Here is an 18,064-nt window from a genome sequence, read left to right as displayed (position 1 = left end):
CGAATGGTGCCTCCCTTCGTTGAACGTCCATGAAACGCTACCGGAGAATCGGCGTCCGGGGCTAGCCCATAAGTGCCTTGGGCGACGAACTACGGGATGCTACGCGGGTTCGGGCCGCGCGGCCCCCCACCGCCATGGCCACGCCCCCGAGAATGAGCGCTGCCGAAACCACGAGGCGCGTCGAGATCCGCTCCGAAAGAAGCAGGATCCCTCCCGCCGCCGCGATGACCGGCACCGTGAGCTGGAGCGCCGCGGCCTGGAGCGCGCGCAGGCTCCGGAGCGCCGCGAACCAGGCGGCGTAGCCCGCGCCCGAGGCGAGCACGCCCGAGGCGATCGCGAGCAGAAGACCGCCGGCCGTGACGCGCGACTCCACGGGGCGGCCCGCGGCGCGCGCCAGGGCCCAGAGCAGGGCCAGCGCGGCGATCGCGAGAGGCACGGAGCGGACGAAGTTGGCCGCCGTGTCCCCGATCGCGTCCTGCGAGCGCCGGCCGCGCAGGGTGTAGATCCCCCAGGCGGCGCCGGCCGCCGCCATGAGCACGGCTCCCTTGGGGTCGGGGGCCGCGAGCCCGGGCGCGACCAGGTAGACCAGGCCGGCCAGCGCCGACAGAATGCCGAGGGCTTCCAGCCAGTGGACCCGCTCCCCCTCGATCAGCGCGCCGGCGAGCATCGTCGCCTGCACCGACAGAAAGAGGATGAGCGCGCCGGTCGCGACGCCGAGCGAGACGTAGGCGAAGGAGAACGGCATCGCGTAGAGGAAGAGGAGGAGCGCCGACGTCCACGAGGCTGCCTGCGAAGGGCGGCGCCGCGTCCGGGGCCGGGCCGCCGCGAGCAGTGCCAGGGCGGCCGCTCCCGATGCCAGGCGAACCGCGGTGAACGAGGCCGGGTCGATCGCGCGCGGACCGAGCGCCAGGCGGCAGAGGATGGAGTTCGCGGCGAAGCCCGCGAGGGCGAACAGCGTGAAGAGAGCCGTCACCGACGCAATCGCCTCGATGCTCCCGGGCCAGGGGCGGCGATCGCTATCGCGCGCTCGCGTCGGAGCCGGGTCCCCGGCCCACGCCCCGGAGCGTGTTCAGCCGCAGCCCGGTGAGCATGCAGCCGATCGAGATCCCATAGAGGACGCCCCCCACCGCGTCCACGACGCTCGAAGAGAGTCGCGAGCCGGGATGGATCAGCCAGTGCCAGAGGGAAGCGAAGACCAGGAACAGCAGACCGAGCTGGATGCGTCCATTGAACCAGGCTTGTCGACGGGCGGGGGTCATCCGTGCTCCGAAAGGGGAAAACGAACTACCGTCTCCTCATCATCATGCGGTCCGATGCCGATCCTGTCCACCGGCTCGTGAGGCCGCGGAACCCGGGGCGATGCATCCGGGGGACCTGCCGATCATCCAAGAGTCAGGAGAACCGTCCCGGAACCGGGGTAGGAAGGACCATGATTTATTCCCGCCGCCACATCGCCCTCACGGCCGCCGTCCTGATGCTGTTGGGCCCCGGGTCGGCGCTGGCGCGCCAGGCTCAAAATGCCGCCAACGGCGGAAGGGCCTTCGCGGAGCGCGTTTCCGAGAACGTGGGCATCGCCCGTTTCGCCCTGATCCGGCCCGGCCTGGCGCGCGGCGGGGAACCCAACCAGGACGGCCTGCGCTATCTCCGCGACCACGGCTACCGCACCGTGGTGAGTTTCCTCACGAACGACGCCGAGAGCTCGTGGGTGGTGAGCTCCGGCATGCGCTACGTCCATATTCCGATGGCCTCCAGCCTCTTCAGCGCCCAGCCTCCAACCCAGGCCCAGGTGCGGCAGTTCCTCTCCGTCGTCACCGACTCGACCCAATATCCGGTGTTCATCCACTGCCACGCCGGCAAGGATCGGACGGGCGCGATGTCCGCGATCTATCGGATGGAGGCGTGCGGCTGGACCAAGGACGAGGCGCTGGCGGAGATGGACTCGTTCGGATTCAGCGGACGGTACCGGCGGCTGCGCGGCTACGTCGAGGCGTATCCCGGCTCTGCCGCCCCGACGACGGCGACCGCCCAGGCGGCGCCGGCCCCCTCCCCCTAGCGGGACGGCTTTCGAATCACCGCCCGGATGTCCTTCGCCCAGGCCTCCGCGCTGTCGGGCGGCTCGAAGGACCAGACCTCCGAAGACCCCCCGCTTCCCGAGCGGATTCGAAGGCGCTGCCCCTCCCGGCGAACCTGCAGGAATCGCCGGCTTCGCGGATTGATCTCGAGAAAGATCTGATCGTTGCGGTGGATCAGGACCGACGTGCGCGTGACGATGATCGAGGCGACCCCCTCGCGCCAGCCTGCGTCGTACCGGCCGACGTCGTGACTCCGGCGAAACTTGAGATTGTCGGCCCGGTGGAGGACGCCCTCCGTTTCGATGCGGCGCGCCAGCTCGGGCGTGAGCCGGCCCGTCTCCCGCGCGCAGCCCGCCGCGAGCGCGACGGCCAGGACGGCGGCGGCCGCGCGCGCGACCCTCAGGAGCCGCCCCGGGGTCACGGCACGATCGCGCTCATCACGGGGACCATCCAGACCGCGTAGCCCTTGGGATCCCGGATGTTCGCGATCATCTGATCGAAATAGGCGCGCGCCTGCTCGCGCGTCATGTCGCTGTAGCGGGCGGTCACGTCCACGTAGCCGTCCCGCCACGCCTCGATGATCTGCGCGAAGGTTTCGCGCGGAACGCGCAGCGTGTCGACGATCACGTACTCCATCGTGATGTCGCGCAGTCCGAGTTCCACGAGGTGCCGATAGGCGTGGCGGCCGACGAAGAGATCGGTCTGGGTCGCGGCGCCGAACCGGGCCGGGCCCTCGTGCCAGAAGTCGCGGGGATCGATCTCGTCGCGCTCGAAGTGGAGCATCCCGTAGTCTTCGACGATCAGGTGCAGGCGGCCGCCCCGGCGCGTCACGCGCGCCAGCTCGGCCAGCACGCGCTCGGCATGCGGGACGGAGTGGAGCACGTGGCGGTTCACGGTGAGATCGAAGGAACGGTCCGGCTCGCGCAGCTCGAAGGCGCTCTGGTTCTCGAAGCGAAGCCGCGGCGCCAGCGCGGCGTAGCGCGCGCGGGCCCGGTTCAGGCTCACGTCCAGGATGTCCACGCCGAGCACCTCGGCGCGCGGGAAGAGCTCCGCCAGACGCGAGGATCCCTCGCCGGTCCCGCATCCGGCGTCGAGGATGCGGATGTCGTCGCGCAGGCCGTAGCGGCGGATCAGCTGCGATTCCTGGGGCCAGATGGCGCGCGCCTGCGCGTCCAGCGTGCGCACCATCGATTCGTCGGCCATCTGCTCGGCATGCGGGTTGAGGTCGGTCATGGGCGAGAGGATACCTTCCCGGGCGCGGCAGGCCAAATCACTTGAGCACCGCCACGCGGGACGTCGCGACCCCGTCCGCCGTCTCCGCGCGCAGGAAATAGATGCCGGAGGAAAGCCGGTCTCCCGACGTCGAGCGCGCCTCGAGCGCCACGTCGTGGTATCCCGGCGCCGCCGCCGCTTCGTCCGCCAGCGTCCGCACGAGGCGGCCCCGCGCGTCGAAGAGCCGGACGCGAAGGCGGCCGGAACGGCTGCTCCGGAGGGTGACCACGGCACCGGCTGCCATCGGATTCGAGGAGAGGCGGATCGCGCCGCCCGCGCCCACCACGACCAGGGCGATCGGCGCCCGGACCCTGGCGCCGCTCACCAGCCGCCCCTCGACCGCCGCGGCCACCGAGTCCCGGCCGCTCACGCGAGCGAACAGCCGCCGGAGCGAGGCCCGGTCGAAGCAGAGTGACAGCTCGGCCACTCCGTTCCGGTCGCGATCTCCCTCGGCCACGGCCCGGGGCTCGGGCGAGACGCCCGCGGCCGGCCCGCCGTCCGCGACGAGCTCGAGCGACGAGAGGTCCAGGTCGGCGTTGCCATACGAGCCGCCCGCCGGCTCGAGGCCGATGCAGACCGGTGCGGATCCCCCCGAGAGCGGGATCGAGCGCCGGCCGTCGGCCGCGAACGCGCGCGCCGGGAGCGCATCGGCGACGTGTGCCGACGTCGAGTCGCGCCCCGAGAGCGAGCCGTCGCTCGCCTCCAGGACCACCCGGTAATCGCCTCCGCGATCATAGGCGTGCGAGGGCACCGGCCCCGCCGCCTCGCCGCCGTCGCCGAACGACCACGAATAGCGCAGGAGGTCGCCGTCCGGATCGCTCGACCCGTTTCCGTCGAACGCGACCGGCGCCCCCGCGACGCCGGCGTAGGGTCCGCCCGCCTCGGCCACCGGCGCGCGGTTCATGCGGCGCACGTCGATGCGCGTGCTCGCGCTGCCGGCTCCGTTCCATCCGTCGCGCGCGGTGAAGGTCACGGTGCAGGTCCCGGCCTGCCCCCGCGCGGGCGTCCAGGCAAAAGCGCCGGTGTTGTCGGCGCGGTCCTCGAACGTCGCTCCCACGGGAACGCCCGTAGCCTCGAGGGTGAGCTCCTCACCGTCCGGATCGGTCCCCCGCACGTCGAAGCCCCCCGCCTCCGTTTCCACGAAGACCGCCGTCTCCGGGGCGAGCATCGCCGGCAGGCGATTCACGTTACCCACGTACATCGCGGTCGTCGCCTGGCCGCGCAGCGGATCGTAGGCGCGGAACGTGACCTGGTAGGGTCCGCCCGCGTCGTCGTAGGTCGGCGTCCAGGACCAGGTGCCGGACGTCATGGCCGCGTCGGTGGCGAACGAGGCGTCGTTGCCGCGAGGCAGCGCGCTCGCGTCGGCCTCGAGCTTCCGGATCGGATCGCCGTCGGGATCGGACACGGAAACGGTGATCGCCGTGGTCTTCCCCTCCGTGGGATTCAGGAACGTAGGCGCGGACAGCGCGGGAGGATCCGGGATCCGGTCGAGGGTGAGCGCCCGGAAGCAGTTGATGCGCCCATAGCCGTAGTAGGGGTCCCATCCGGGCGCATCCTGCGCATCATGACCCACGCCATCGTCCGCGGTGGCATCGATCACGTCCCGAAGCGAGGCGGCGTTCAGGGACGGATCCTTGGCGAGCAGGAGCGCCGCGAGGCCGGCGACCATCGGCGAGGCGAACGACGTGCCGCTTCCGTAGCTCGAATAGGTTTCCGTGCCGAGCGTGAGGACGGCGACGTCCTCCCCGGGCGCGACCACGTCGAGATGATTTCCGTACGTGCTGAAGGCCGCGCGCCGGTCGTTCCGGTCGGTGGCGCCCACCGCGAGCACCTCGGCGTCGTAGGAGGCCGGAACGTACCGTGTGGAGTCGCCGCTGTTCCCCGCCGCCGCGACCAGCAGGCAGCCCTGCGCGTACGCGTACCGGATCGCCGTCTGCAGCGCGAGCGAGGCGTGGTCCCCCACCAGGCTCATGTTGAGAATGCGCGCGCCGTTCTTCACGGCGTAATCGATGCCGGAGATCCACCACGAGTAGAGCCCGACGCCTTCGCGGTTCAGGATCTTCACCGGCATGAGCCGGCACGCCCAGTCGAGTCCGCAGTAGCCGAGCCCGTCGTTCGACGTCGCGCCGATCACTCCCGACACGGCATTGCCGTGTCCCAGGTCGTCCAAAACCTCGGCGTTCGCGTCCGCGAAATTGTAGCCGCGGACATCGTCCACGTAGCCGTTCCCATCGTCGTCGACGCCGTTGCCGGGGATCTCGCCCCGGTTGACCCAGACGCGGCCGGCGAAATCCGGGTACTCGTAGCGGATCCCCGAATCGAGAACGGCCACGACCACGCCGCTGTCGCCGGTCGTCACCGCCCAGCCCTCGGTCGCGCGGATGTCGGCTCCCGGCGTGCTCGGTCCGATGCCGGGCACCTGGCCGGTGTTCCGGAGCGCCCACTGGTGGTCGAACTCAGGATCGTTCGGGACCATGGAGCCGGAGGCGGGCGTTTCGGCCGCCGATCCCTCATAATCGGGCTCCGCCCATTCCACGCCGGACTCCCGCGACAACGCCGCTACGAGCGCGGGGATGTCGTCCGGGCCGCGGAGGCGGATCCGGTAGACGCGATCGGTGCCGAGCTCCGCGTTCATGGGACGCCCCGCGCGGGCCGCGGTGAAGAGATGCGACACCTCGAAGGCCGCGGCGCGTGCCAGGCGCGCGTCGAGCGACGCCGATCCCGTGCGCGCGAGGCCGGCCGTGAAGCGGTATCCCGGCTTCAGCTTGATGAGCAGCGCCGATGGGTCGTAGCGCGCGGTCGCGGCGGCGGGAGGAATCGTGCGCGGAAGCGGCGCCGCCGCCACGACGGCCGACGCCCCGGCGGCGGTCATGACCAGCGCGGCCGTGATCAGGAGGCGATGGATGCGGGCGACCCGGCGATCGGGAACGGTTCGGACGAAGATCAACGGACCTCGGGCGGCGGCCGGCCAGCGGGGGGAACGGCCTGAGGGTACCGCGCCCGGCGCCGAGAAGGCGAGCGGGAAAGGGCCCATGATCGTCCATCTGGTCGACGGGACGTACGAGCTGTTCCGCCACTTCTATGGCCTCCGCCGCTTCCACAAGGGTGAAGACCCGCCCTACGGCGCGGTCGCGGGCGTGCTCGGAACCGTGATCCAGATGATCGAGACCGGCGCCACGCACCTCGGCGTCGCGACCGATCACGTGATCGAGTCGTTCCGAAACGATCTCTACGAGGGCTACAAGACGGGCGAGGGGATCGAGCCCGCGCTCTGGGCGCAGTTCCATCCCCTCGAGGAAGCGCTCGTCGCCATGGGGGTCGCGACCTGGCCGATGGTGGAGCTGGAAGCGGATGATGCCATCGCGTCGGCCGCGCGCATCGCCGCCGAAGACCCGCGCGTCGAGAAGATCTCGATCTGGTCCCCGGACAAGGATCTCGCCCAGTGCGTGCGGGGCGACCGGATCGTGCAGGTCGATCGGCGGGGGAAGAAGATCCTGAACGAGGCCGGCGTGAAGGAGAAGTACGGCGTGCCGCCGATGCTGATCCCCGACTATCTCGCGCTCGTCGGCGACGCCGCCGACGGATATCCGGGGCTCCCCGGCATCGGCGCGGTCGGGGCGGCCCGCCTGCTCGCCCGATACGGCGGCATCGAGTCGATGCCGGACGACGCGATCCGCGGCGCGCGCGCCCAGGCGCTCCTCTTCAAGGAGCTCGCGACGCTGCGCACCGACGCGCCGCTCTTCGAGGACGTCGAGGCGCTGCGCTGGCGGGGGCCGACATCGGGGTTCGAGACGATCGCAACGAAGATGGACGCCGCGCGGCTGGTGGAGCGGTGCCGGAAGGCGGCGCCCTAGCCGGATCGGAGGGATCCGCCTCGATCGAAGAAGACGACCTCCCCGCTCGCCAGATCGTACTCCGCGCCCACCACGACCAGCCGCTCCGCGACGACGAGCTCTTCCAGGATGCGGCTTCCGTGCCGCAGGTGATCCACCGAGGCCCGCACGTTCGCGCGCACCGCCTCGCGCACGACCGCCTCGCGCGCGGCCGCTCCCTGACCTCCGGAGCGGACCAGCCCCTCGATGTGCGGCGCGATCCGGTCGGTGATGTCGCGGATGTTGCGCGATTCGGAACCCGATCCCGTCTCGATCGCGTGGACCGTCGCGGTCACGGCGCCGCAGCCCGTGTGCCCCATCACGACCACGAGGCGCGAGCCGAACTGGGACGCGGCGAACTCGATCGATCCGACGACCGAGGGCGCGACGACGTTCCCCGCGATCCGCACGACGAAGAGGTCCCCGAAACCCTGGTCGAAGAGGATCTCGACCGGCGTCCGCGAGTCGGAGCAGCCCAGCACGATCGCGAAGGGCCGCTGGCCCTCCGTCGCGTGCTTCGGATCCCACGATCGGACCGCGCTGGCCCTCGAGGCGCGGAAGCGAAGGTTCCCCTCGACGAGCCGCTGGAGCGACTCCTCGGGCGTGGGCACGCCGGCATCCCAGGTGTGCGGCATGGACGCACTCTAGCCGATCCCCCGCCGCGGCGTATACTTGCGGCCATGTCCGTCGTCGCCACGAAGCTCCGCGACCGCTATCGCGGCGCCCTGCTGGGCCTCGCGGTCGGCAACACGCTGGGGCTGCCTGTCGAGTCCTGGCCGCGCGAGCGAATTCTCCAGGCGTACCCCCAGGGCGTGCGCGAGATGGACCCCATGGAGCTGAAGCTCCCCTGGGACGACGATCTCGCGCAGGCGGTGATCATCGCCGAGGCGATCCTGACGCATGACACGCTGGGGAACGAGGATCTCGCGGCGCGCCTGCTCGACTGGTACGAGTCGAACGGCCGGGGGATGGGCGCCCAGACCCGAGCGGTGCTGAACGCCCTCCGCCACGGCCTCCTCCCCTCCGAGGCCGCGCGCCTGATCTGGGAGCGCGCGGGGAACTCGCCCGCCGGCAACGGAGCGGTGATGCGCTGCGCGCCGATCGCGATGCGGTGGAGACTCGATCCGGTCAGGCTCCGCGCCGAGACCGAGAACAGCTCGCGGATCACCCACCACGATCCGCGGTGCGGATGGTCGGCGTTCGCGGTCAACCTGGCGATCGCCGATGCCCTGAACGGCCGGACGGCCACGATCGAGTCGATCGCGGCGGCGCTGGAGGCGGCGGACGTGAGCTTCATGCTGGTGCAGTCCGCCCGGGCCGCGTCGGGTCGCGATCTCGACGAGCTGAAGCTCGACGGCGAGTCGATGGGCTACACGCTGAAAGCGATGCAGGTGGGGCTGTGGTGCCTGGAGCGCGGGGGCGACTTCGAAGAATCGCTGGTCGCCGTGATCCAGGCTGGTGGCGACACCGACACGAACGGCGCCGTCGCCGGCGCCGTCCTGGGAGCGCTGCACGGCGCGGATGCGATTCCCCCGCGGTGGATCGCGGGGGTCGCTCGCGCCGAGCGACTCGCCGCGATCGCCGATCAAATCCTGGAGCGGGCCGAGGGCGCTACATCCCCTTGACCGTCTTCTGGCCGTCGGCCTCCCACGCGGACAGCCCTCCGGTCATGCTCACGGCCTGCGCATAGCCCGCCCGGAGCAGGATGTCGCGCCCATGCTTGCTCCGGTTCCCGGAGTGGCAGACCACGACGACGCTCCGGTCACGAGGCACCTCCGCCAGCCGCGATTCGAGATCGTCGAGGGGAATCAGCTTCGACCCTTCGATGTGTCCCTCGGCCCACTCTTCGGGCTGGCGCACGTCGACCAGGAACGCCCCCTCGGCTTGGAGCTGGGCCGCTCGCGCGACCGTGACCTGCGGGCCGGCGGCTGCCGGCGGTGTCGCGGGCGCTTGCGCGACCGGCGCCCTTCCCACCGGGCCCGCGGTCCGACGCGGCATCCACACGAGCGCGATCGCAACCAGGACGATCGCGATCAGAACCCACCACAACCCTGAAGGACTCCGGTCCCGGGCCGGCGACACCGGTTTCTCGTTCATGCTCGGCACCCCCATGTTGAGAGACGGATCATCGCGCCACTTACCGTGGAGCTTGCGGTCCGCCCCGCGGCTATGTTTAGAATGGGCGTCTATGCACCGCTCGAAGCTCCCCGTATCCATCCTTGCCGTCGCGTCCCTTCTCCTTCTGATCCTTGCCGCACCCGGATTCGCCCCCGCCGCCCGCGCGCAGAGCTCGGACTGGTCGATCTCCTTCGGGAGCGGCTTCGCCAAGCCTGAGGGCGGAGCGTTCGGTGCGATCTGGAAGCGCGGGACGCCCATCGTCCTCGCCATGGCCGGCCAGATGTCGCCGCACTTCGAGCTGGGCGGCGAGTTCGGCTTCGTCAAGTTCAAGCCCGGCCAGGACAGCACCCTGATTCCCGGCGTTCGCGGCGGCGACACCGATTGGGAGATGTGGCGCTTGCGCTTCCGAGCCCGCCGCTTCCTGGTCTCTCCAGACGCGAAGATCGCTCCGTTCGTGCTGGCGGGGGTCGGCATCTACCCGATCTCCGCCCAGTCCCAGGACTCGACCGGAACGCTGAAAGTCACCCAGACCGCCAACGGCGTGAGCATCGGCGGCGGCGCCGATTTCCGGGCCGGCGATACCGTGGGCTTCGGTCTCGAAGGGCAGTACCACTACATCCGCACCAACCGCGAGATCCTCGGCTACAAGGCCTCTCCCATGCTCGAGGTGCTCTTCGTCATCCGCTGGATCCCCGGCGGAGGCCCCGGACCCTAGCCGCACTCCTCTCCTCCTTCACCGCACACCCGCTTCGTCCCGTAGCGCGTGAAACGTGCCAGCGATCCGGACGCTGGCTCGCCTGTCCTAAGAACGGATCGACGCACACCTTGCATGGGTCGTCGTCCTGGACATGGGTGTTTGGAGCCGGACGCTCCCTGACACATTGGCAGCCTCGCGGAACGCGCTGGCAGGCGTCGGGAGCGGCCGCTCGCCGACGATCGAAGCTACTGCGGTGCGACCAGCCGCTCGAGAACCGGGTAGACGACTGCGGTGCGCTGGTAGGGCTGCTCCGGATCGATCATGTCGTGCCGGATGCCCATCCCGGCGGGGAACTGATAGCTCTCGACGCGGGCGCCGTGCGCGCGCCAGAGCGCTCCCAGCCGGGCGCACAGCTCGTTGTTCACGGCGTCGTCCGCCGCGGTGGTCACGATCACCAGCCGGCGCGCCCTGGGCTTCACGCGGCCCGCATCGCGAAGCACCGCGCCGCCGAGCCGGTACACCTGCCCGATCGCGTGGCTCGCGAAGCGCGGATAGCACTGCCGCGGCCCGGGGTTCTTCTCGCGCAGCTTCGAGTCCCACCACACGTAGAAATTGGGAAGGCGAAGCAGCGCGCCCGTGAGCGGCGCCACGATCGGCGCGGGGAGACCCTTGGGACCGAGAGCCGGCGCGATCAGCACGGCGGCGTCGACGTCGGCGCGATGCTGGGCGAGCCATCCCGCCAGCACCGCGCTCGAGGACAGACCAACCACGGTGATGGGACCGCCCAGACCGTGGGCGAGGTCCACCGAACGCTCCCCCGCGCGCACGAGATCCTCGGCGCTGAGGCGGCTCAGCTCCGTCGTCATCACGTCGGCCATGCCGTGCCGCGGCAGAAGCGGCAGAACCACGGTGTAGCCCTTCCGGGCCAGGTCGCGGCCGAGGCCCTCGAACTGCTTCGGGCAGTTGGTGAATCCATGCAGGAGGACGACCACGGGGGGGTGCGCGACGCCGCGGGCGGCGGCCGGATCCGCCGGGATCACGCGGGAGCGGCATTGGGGATTGACGGTCCTGACGTCGCAGTCGCAGATCGAATCGGCCGCGGCGAGCAGGGCCGGGCCTGCGCGGACCGCGACGGTGGGCGGTTCGGCGACGGGCGCGACTTGGCCGAGGAGGATCCAGGCCGCCGCTAGGATGGCGGCGAGAGCTCCAGCGCGCAGGACCCAGGATCTCATCGAGGGGAGGGTACGCGAAACGCGGGACGTCAGGTACCCTGCAGGGCCTTGGCGCCGGGGGTGAACTTCGTCGCCGTTCGAACTTCCTCTTGTTTGCTTCCTCGGGCGGGTGCTAACTCTAGGGTGACCTCCACCTAGCGCGCCGGACCGCCGGGACCTCGCCCGAGCGCTTCCCTCCCGCGCCGAACACGCCCATCCCTCGGGAACACCATGGCTCGGAAGCTCCTACTCTTCTCGATCGTGCTGGGGGCCCTGTTCTCCCGCGCCGGCGGTTTCCCGCTGACGATCCCTTCCAATCTCTGGATCCAGCAGCCGCAGCCCACGCTCGATCTTCCGCCGGATCGGCTTGGGGTCTATGCCGGCCGGGGATGGAATCACATGCGCTACGCCTCCGGTCTCGGGAAGATGGTCCTGTTCGACGGATACGCGGAGCTCCCCGTGTACTCGTTCGACAGCATCTTCGCGAACGCGCTCTGGCTCTACGATCCCGTCGCGAACCGTCTCTCCCTGGAGAAAGTCGACAACTGGACGACCCAGAACGGATTCTGCGAGCCGCTCCCCGAGAACGGGTCGGACCCGACCCCCTGGGACCGCCATTTCTATTCCTGTTTCGTCTATTCCCCGGTGAAGAACGCGGTCTACCTGTGGTCGGGAGCGAACCGGACGGTCACGGACGACATGATCGGCGAGACGTGGACCTACGACTTCGCCTCGCGGGCCTGGCGCGAGATCACGGGCCCGCACCCCTACACGGTCTACGAACAGGCCTGCGCGTACGACTCGGATCTCGACCGGATGATTCTCTTCGCGGGCACCGACCACGAGTACGGAACCGGGGACAGGACCTATGCCCTGGACCTGGCCACGGAGACCTGGAGCGACCGGGCGCCGCCGACCAGCCCGATGCCGCGCATGGGGCAGAACATGGTCTATGACCCCGCGCGGCACGTGACCTGGATGTTCGCGGGAGCCCCCTGGGGCAGCGCCGACAGCGAGCTCTGGTGCTACGACGATGGGGCCAACCGCTGGAGCCAGGTTCCCAAGCAGGAGCCGTGGCCGGCCGCGCGGCGCTTCGCCCACTTCGCCCGCGACAGCCGGCACGACGTGATCCTCATGTGGGGCGGCATCACGGCCAAGGACGTCACGCTGTCGGACACCTGGATCTTCCGTCCGGCGACCCAGACGTGGGAGCAGCTCTTCCCGGAGGCGTTCCCGGCGAATCCTCCCCGCTTCTACTCGGTCGATCTCGACTACGACGAGGGAAACGACTTCTTCGTGCTGAACCTGGGCGGAACGTTCTGGCTGTTCCGCTACTCCGGCTCGATCGCGGACGCCGATTCCGAGGGCGACGCCTCCGCCGCGCCATCGCTCCGGATCACGTCCTCCAACCCGGCGCCTCGGGGCGCGACGCTCGCCATCTCGCTTCCGGGACCGGAACAGGTGGAGGTGGGGATCTTCGACGCCTCGGGCCACCGCATCGAGACGCTCGCCAGCGGCACCTGGGACCGGGGGCCGCACACCGTCCAGTGGTCGGGGCGCGCCGGCGGCGTGCCGGCGGCCTCGGGCGTCTACTTCGCGCGGCTCGCCGCGGCCGGACGCGTGCTGACGAAGAAGTTCACGCTGCTCCGGTAGCGCCCCGCTTCCGCGCGCTCTTCGCGGGCCTCCTCAGATGTACTGCTTCACGCGCGGCCACGCTTCGGCCAGGGACATCTTCGGCCCGCGCGCGATGGACACGTCCAGCCCCCGCTCGTAGGGCATCGCCCACTCCGACCGCGTCTGGCCCACGATCTCGATCCGATCGAAGAACGCGGCGTTGTCCTTACGGTCGCCGCCGATGATGATCACGACCTCCCACTCGCGCCGCCGCGGTCCCCAGAGCCAGTAGCTGTTATGTCCGCTGATGGCGGGCGGCAGGCCCAGCTTCCGCCCTATCACGTCGATCGCTCCGGCCTCGCCGTAGTTCTGGCCGAAGATGAGGCAGCGCCCGCGCTCCTCGGGCGTGAGCCGGTCGTACGCTCTCGCGACCAGGGCGGCCATCTCCTCCCAGCCGAACATGTCCGCGTAATCCTGCGGCAGCGCGCCCATGGCGTTCCGTTCCTCGGTTCGGGGCGCCATGCCGAGGGCGGACTGGTAGCGCACGAACGTCCGGACGGGCAGCACCGGAAGCGCCAGCGGCACGGCGACCAGCCCGGTCAGGAGGATGAGGGCCGCGAGCGCGGGGCGAACCCAGCGCCGGGTCGCGCCGGTCCACCGCTCGACCGCCACGCCGCCCAGGGCGAGCAGCGGCGGATAGGCGACCGTGAGATAGGACGCTCGGCTGTGCCCCTGCGCGAGCAGAAGGACCAGAACCGAGAGGTAGATCCAGGGAAGAACCTGCCCCGGGCGGCCCCGCAGCGCGACCAGGCCGTAGATCAGCCCCGCGATCCAAAGCGGTGCTGCGCCGGGATTCAGGGTCAGGATCTGATCCCGGAGGAACTCGCCCGGCGTGGTCGCGGCCATCTTGAGCGAGGTCGCGTTCCGGATGAATTCCAGGGTGGGCCAGCCGTTTTGGATCTGCCACACCACGTGCGGCGCGAAGAGGGCGAGCGCGATCGCGCCCGCGAGCCAGGGCCCGGTCCCGAGCAGCGCCCGGCGCTGCCGCGTGGCGAGAAGTCCGATCGCGAGTCCGCCGCCGTACCACGCCATGCTGACCTTGTTCAGGAGGCCCAGCCCGAGCAGCACGCCGAGCGCCGACCAGTCGCGCGCCCGCCCTCGCTCCAGCGCCTGGAGCGTTGCGAGCGACGCGAGCGTCCAGAAGAGGAGATCGAGTGCGTTCATGGAGTAGTAGCGGTGGGTGCCCAGGAAAGCCGGCGCCATCACGGCCGCGAGCGCCGCGATGCCCTGCGCGAAGCGTCCGCCGCCGAGGCGCCGCGCCAGGACCGCCGTGAGGAGCACGACGGCGGCTCCGGACAGGATGGGAACCAGCCGCAGTGCGGGCAGCGAATCTCCAAGGACCGACCGGACGAGCGCCAGGAGCGCGATCGAGAAGGGAGGATGTTCGACGTAACCCCAGGCGAGATGCTCGGTGCTCGCAAGGTAGTAAAGCTCGTCCCGGAAATACCCGTAGTGCCCGATTGCCGCCAGGTGGAGCAGCAGCTTCGCCACCAGGAGTGTTGCAAGGGTGCCGACCGCAAGCCTTGGCAATCCCGGCGCCTCGGGGCCCAGGGAACGGATCATGGCCGGATACTGTCACACCGTGGATCGTTTCCTGCTACGATTCTGGCGGGGCTGAGGGGAAGGAGATTCGCGTCATGGCTCGAAGCGCGAGTCCGTTCGGCGCCGCTGCCATCAGGAGTCGTCTGTGGCGGCGCGCCGCGGCACCGCTTTCTGTTCTGCTCCTGGTCCTCGGCTGCGCCCATACGGGACGGCTGACGTTCGTCGAACAGCCGCTCACTCCCGCGGACACGACGGGCGGCCACCATCCCGAGCGCGCGCTGCGCCATCCGGTGCGCGAACGCGCCCTCTTCCTTCCCGACACCGTGATCGGATTTCAGCCCGGCACGGGAGACTCCTCCCGGCGGTATCTGGGCAAGCTCCTCGACGGCTACACCGCCGACACGCTGAACATCCTCCTGTTCGGTGACAACCGCCCCGGCTATCGCATGACGAAGCTCGCGCCCGAGCTGGCCGTCATCCAGAAGGGCCTCTCCCCGAACCCGCTCCGGTTGGGACGCGCGCTGATCACCATTCCCTGGATGCTCGTGAAGGGCCTCCTCCCCCCCGACGTCGCGATCGTGCGCGACATTCCGCCGTTCCTGCGCGGACTGCCGACCTACGGGCGTGAGAAGCAGGTTCTTCACGCGATCATGGCCAAGCTGGACACGCTGAAGATGCAGAACAAGAAGGTGGCCGCCGCGATCAACACGGGAGACCTCGTCTATGACGGCACGAACCCGGCCCAGTGGCGCCGTTTCCTTCGCCTCAGCGAACCGCTCATGACCCGGGTTCCCTATTTCGCAATGCCGGGCAACCACGAGAAGACCCACACCGAGACGGGCGTCGCGAACTGGCGCGTCGCGACCGGACTTCCGATCGCGGGCGATCGGTTCTACTACTGCTTCGACTCCGCCGACGGCTGGGTTCGGTTCGTGGCGCTGGACACCAACCCGATCACGATGCCGGGGGTTCACTGGTCCAAGGAAGTGCAGGTGAAGTACTCGAAGGAGCAGGTCGACTGGCTGACGGCGCGACTCAAGGAGCACCACGGCCCGTCGTTCGTTTTCTTCCACAGTCCGCCCATGTCGGCCGGCTATCACCGCCACGATTGGAACATGGACCCGGTCATGCAGGAGCGCCGCGAGCAGATCGTTCGCGCGATGCGCGATGCGGGCATCTCCGTCCTGGCCGGGGGACACGAGCACGATTACGAACGCGCCCTCATGACCTTCCCCGACGGCGGCGTGCTGATCTGCATCGTCCAGGGCGGAGGCGGCGCGCCGCTTCATCCGCTGCCTCCTCCGGCGAAGGCGGCCCAGCTCTTTGCCGAGTACCACGTGGCCGGGGGCACGATCAAGCCAGAGAACGTCTACACGGCGATGGTCAACAACTTCACGCTGATCCGGCTGTGGTTCGGCGGCGGCGAGCTCCAGACGTACGCGGTGGACAAGAAGGGCAACGTCAAGCTGGCCGACCTCGTGAAGATCGACCTGAAGCGCTACGGCCAGCCGAAGATCGACCAGCACAAGGTCCCGATCGCGGCGACGGCGCCGGTCCACCCCTCGACGTCGGAAGTGAAACGCGAGGCGGGGATCTCAGCGAAGGCGGATACCACGGCCGCTAGCCGGCGGATCGAGAGCCACCCGCCGCCGGGAAAGAAGAAGGGGACGACGGTGCGGAACACCGGGTCGCGGCGGCGGCGCTAGGAGGCGGCCGCCGTCACTTGAGGCAGCTTCCCGAGAGACGGTCCACGCTCATCTTGAGCCGGGCGCAGTCGCAGTCTCCCTTGCCCTCGACCGTGAAGGTGGAGGGGCCGGTGACGTCCCCGCGGAGCGTTCCCCCCGCGAGCGAGTAGCGCAGGACGAGGCTCTGCGCGCCCGAGCGGGGATTGACGTCCACCTGGTCGTCGTCGCTGTAATCGAGCTCCATCAGCTGGAAGAGGATCGGCACCTCGGACGCGGAGGAGGTGACGGCCTTGGTCATCGTCCACGGAGCATAGGGCGATTTGTCGAAGTCGAAATTGTCGTGCTCGTCGATCAGCCCCGACCAGTAGCGCTGCCCATCGATGGCGGCGCGGCTGTACCAGTCCATTTCTCCGCCCCCGAAGCCGTCATCGCCGTTGATGTTGTCGATGCGATGGACCTGGAGCCGCACGAACTGCATGGTCTCGGGCGCGGGGCTCGGCAACGTCGGATTGACCGGGCCCTTGTAGGGCATGGCGCCCCAGGACAAGAGCAGCTTCTCGGCCTCGGTTCGCAGCGCGCCCGGCTTGGTCGTGAGGCAGCGCCCGTACATGTAGTTGAGCACCGCGTTCGCGAGCAGGTCGGGCGAGGTCGCCGCGGTGCGCGCGCTGAAGGCGCTTCCCAGGGTGGTCGGTCCTCCGTTGCCGTTCCAGTGGCCGCCGTAGAACGAGATCTTGCGCGCGTAGTCCCAGTCGCGGCTGGGGTCGAAGGTGGACTTGCTGAACGCCTGCATCCTGCTCCAGACGGCCGGATCACCCACGAAATCCCGGAAGAGCCGGACCCACTGGCGGCTCGCGAAGTAGGCGCAGATGTAGGCGTCCGAGTGATGCGGCCGCCCCTGCCAGTCCTTGTTCAGGGCATCGGCATTGCTGTCCCAGTCGCCGTGCGTCCGCTTGGGAACCCCCCGTTCGCGCCGGGTATACACGTCCACGGCCTCGCGGTCCGCGCGGTCCACCGAGAGCCAGGTGGGATGGTCGCCATACTTGGCCCAGGCCCCCTTGCCGAGTGGCGGGCCGGTCGTCCCTCCTTCCACCCAGTTGCTGTGCGCATAGAAGTCCTGCACGTTGTGGAGCGACATCCCCAGCAGGGCCATCAGCCCAAGCAGGTCGCCCGCCTTCGCTTTCGCCGCGGCCGTGCTCTGCGTGTTCGCCAGCATCGCGTCCCACTTCTGCGCCACGTCGCGCGTCGAGTCGAGATCGTCGAAGTGCTGGGCATCGCCGTTGACGAGAACCCGCTCGACCGCCTTCCGGCAGGCGGGATCCAGGATCGACGCGAGCTTGGGATTGCCGATGAATTCGTAGAAGTCGACGAGGAAGTTGGCGCTCTGAGCCGTCGCGATGGCGGCGGGCGAGAATCCCTCCGACTTGAGGACGTCCTCGGTGATGTCGAAGTGCGGCCCCGTGTCGAAGGCAAGCGCGGAGCCGGCCAGGGCGATTCCGGCCAACGAGGCCAGCGCGGCCGCCAGGATTCGCGCGAATCGAAGCGTCAGGATCGTTCCGATGGATGCGTTCATGGCGTCCCCCCTCAACCCGCGGCCACTTCGTCCACGAACAGGACGGACTGGTTGGCGCGCTTCCGGCCGGACGAAACCGTCCGGTTCCCCTTGAGCTGCCACGTGATCTCGTAATCGTAATCCACGACGTTCGACGGCAGGATGAAGTCGAGGCGGTCCGAGAGCTGTCCCTTGGAGGGATTCAGCGTCGTGGTCCGGACCTGCTCGGCATCGCCCAGGTTGTAGAAGATCTTCACGGTGATGGAGCGCACCCCCGCCTGGGTGATGGCGTCCGGATCGGCCTGCAGATCCACGCTGTGCTTCTGGAAGGGCGGCGCCAGGTTGATCGCCCCCGCGTTCGCCGCCTTCCAC

17 protein-coding genes are annotated in these 18,064 nt (G+C 69.7%); 6 read left to right on the top strand and 11 right to left on the bottom strand.

From position 1 onward, the window contains the following. Positions 1–61: 61 nt before the first annotated feature. Positions 62–973 carry a DMT family transporter gene (locus VE326_05035; GenBank protein HYJ32563.1) on the bottom strand — a complete coding sequence of 304 codons (912 nt, stop codon included), beginning with the start codon at positions 971–973 and terminating at the stop codon, positions 62–64. A 43-nt stretch (positions 974–1,016) separates the two neighbouring features. Continuing rightward, positions 1,017–1,259, bottom strand: coding sequence for a hypothetical protein (locus VE326_05030; protein HYJ32562.1), 243 nt, complete (start codon positions 1,257–1,259; stop codon positions 1,017–1,019). A gap of 170 nt (positions 1,260–1,429) precedes the next feature. Between VE326_05030 and VE326_05025 the strand changes: the two genes are divergently transcribed. Then, positions 1,430–2,053 (top strand): tyrosine-protein phosphatase, encoded by a 624-nt coding sequence (locus VE326_05025; protein ID HYJ32561.1) that lies wholly within the window; start codon positions 1,430–1,432, stop codon positions 2,051–2,053. Here the strand turns inward: VE326_05025 and VE326_05020 are convergent. Genes VE326_05020 through VE326_05010 form a run of 3 tightly spaced genes read right to left on the bottom strand, consistent with a single transcriptional unit; the run spans position 2,050 to position 6,291 of the window. After that, entirely contained in the window at positions 2,050–2,493 is a 444-nt protein-coding gene (locus VE326_05020) for a hypothetical protein (protein ID HYJ32560.1), read from the bottom strand. The two genes, VE326_05025 and VE326_05020, sit on opposite strands and share 4 nt — an antisense overlap. Further along, on the bottom strand, positions 2,490–3,305 hold the full coding sequence (locus VE326_05015; GenBank protein ID HYJ32559.1) for a methyltransferase domain-containing protein: 816 nt from the start codon (positions 3,303–3,305) through the stop codon (positions 2,490–2,492). Before VE326_05015 ends, VE326_05020 begins: the two co-directional genes overlap by 4 nt. 37 nt (positions 3,306–3,342) lie before the next feature. Then, positions 3,343–6,291, bottom strand: a complete 2,949-nt coding sequence (locus VE326_05010) for a S8 family serine peptidase (GenBank protein ID HYJ32558.1) — start codon at positions 6,289–6,291, stop codon at positions 3,343–3,345. Between the two features lie 85 nt (positions 6,292–6,376). On the opposite strand from VE326_05010, the gene VE326_05005 reads away from it, so the two are divergent. Beyond that, positions 6,377–7,198 (top strand): 5'-3' exonuclease H3TH domain-containing protein, encoded by an 822-nt coding sequence (locus VE326_05005; GenBank protein HYJ32557.1) that lies wholly within the window; start codon positions 6,377–6,379, stop codon positions 7,196–7,198. Here the strand turns inward: VE326_05005 and VE326_05000 are convergent. Continuing rightward, a complete protein-coding gene (locus tag VE326_05000) occupies positions 7,195–7,851 on the bottom strand; it encodes a carbonic anhydrase (protein HYJ32556.1) in 657 nt (218 codons plus the stop codon). The two genes, VE326_05005 and VE326_05000, sit on opposite strands and share 4 nt — an antisense overlap. 45 nt (positions 7,852–7,896) lie before the next feature. Between VE326_05000 and VE326_04995 the strand changes: the two genes are divergently transcribed. Beyond that, positions 7,897–8,841, top strand: coding sequence for an ADP-ribosylglycohydrolase family protein (locus VE326_04995; protein ID HYJ32555.1), 945 nt, complete (start codon positions 7,897–7,899; stop codon positions 8,839–8,841). Here the strand turns inward: VE326_04995 and VE326_04990 are convergent. Then, complete coding sequence (locus VE326_04990; protein HYJ32554.1) at positions 8,828–9,313, bottom strand: rhodanese-like domain-containing protein; 486 nt, start codon at positions 9,311–9,313, stop codon at positions 8,828–8,830. The genes VE326_04995 and VE326_04990 overlap by 14 nt on opposite strands. 91 nt (positions 9,314–9,404) lie before the next feature. Here VE326_04990 and VE326_04985 point away from each other — a divergent pair, with 91 nt between their 5' ends. Next, a complete protein-coding gene (locus tag VE326_04985) occupies positions 9,405–10,049 on the top strand; it encodes an outer membrane beta-barrel protein (GenBank protein ID HYJ32553.1) in 645 nt (214 codons plus the stop codon). A gap of 227 nt (positions 10,050–10,276) precedes the next feature. Here VE326_04985 and VE326_04980 read toward each other — a convergent pair whose 3' ends face one another. Next, positions 10,277–11,263: an alpha/beta fold hydrolase gene (locus VE326_04980; protein HYJ32552.1), complete on the bottom strand. Its 987-nt coding sequence runs from the start codon at positions 11,261–11,263 to the stop codon at positions 10,277–10,279. A gap of 210 nt (positions 11,264–11,473) precedes the next feature. On the opposite strand from VE326_04980, the gene VE326_04975 reads away from it, so the two are divergent. After that, the gene (locus VE326_04975) at positions 11,474–12,895 is read left to right on the top strand and encodes a kelch repeat-containing protein (protein HYJ32551.1); all 1,422 of its coding nucleotides are present in this window, start codon (positions 11,474–11,476) and stop codon (positions 12,893–12,895) included. Positions 12,896–12,928: 33 nt separating this feature from the next. On the opposite strand, the gene VE326_04970 is transcribed toward VE326_04975, so the two are convergent. Further along, positions 12,929–14,479 (bottom strand): glycosyltransferase family 39 protein, encoded by a 1,551-nt coding sequence (locus tag VE326_04970; protein HYJ32550.1) that lies wholly within the window; start codon positions 14,477–14,479, stop codon positions 12,929–12,931. A gap of 74 nt (positions 14,480–14,553) precedes the next feature. Between VE326_04970 and VE326_04965 the strand changes: the two genes are divergently transcribed. Then, complete coding sequence (locus VE326_04965; GenBank protein ID HYJ32549.1) at positions 14,554–16,164, top strand: metallophosphoesterase; 1,611 nt, start codon at positions 14,554–14,556, stop codon at positions 16,162–16,164. A gap of 13 nt (positions 16,165–16,177) precedes the next feature. Here the strand turns inward: VE326_04965 and VE326_04960 are convergent, their stop codons facing one another. Next, the gene (locus tag VE326_04960; protein HYJ32548.1) at positions 16,178–17,713 is read right to left on the bottom strand and encodes a hypothetical protein; all 1,536 of its coding nucleotides are present in this window, start codon (positions 17,711–17,713) and stop codon (positions 16,178–16,180) included. 11 nt (positions 17,714–17,724) lie between these two features. After that, on the bottom strand, positions 17,725–18,064 hold a 340-nt coding region (locus tag VE326_04955; GenBank protein ID HYJ32547.1), incomplete at its 5' end, for a hypothetical protein.

It is taken from the genome of Candidatus Binatia bacterium, from assembly GCA_035631035.1.
Classification (GTDB): Bacteria; Eisenbacteria; RBG-16-71-46; order SZUA-252; family SZUA-252; genus DASQJL01.
The sequence above is the reverse complement of the archived record's forward strand: the minus strand, read 5'-3'. Positions and strand labels throughout refer to the sequence as shown.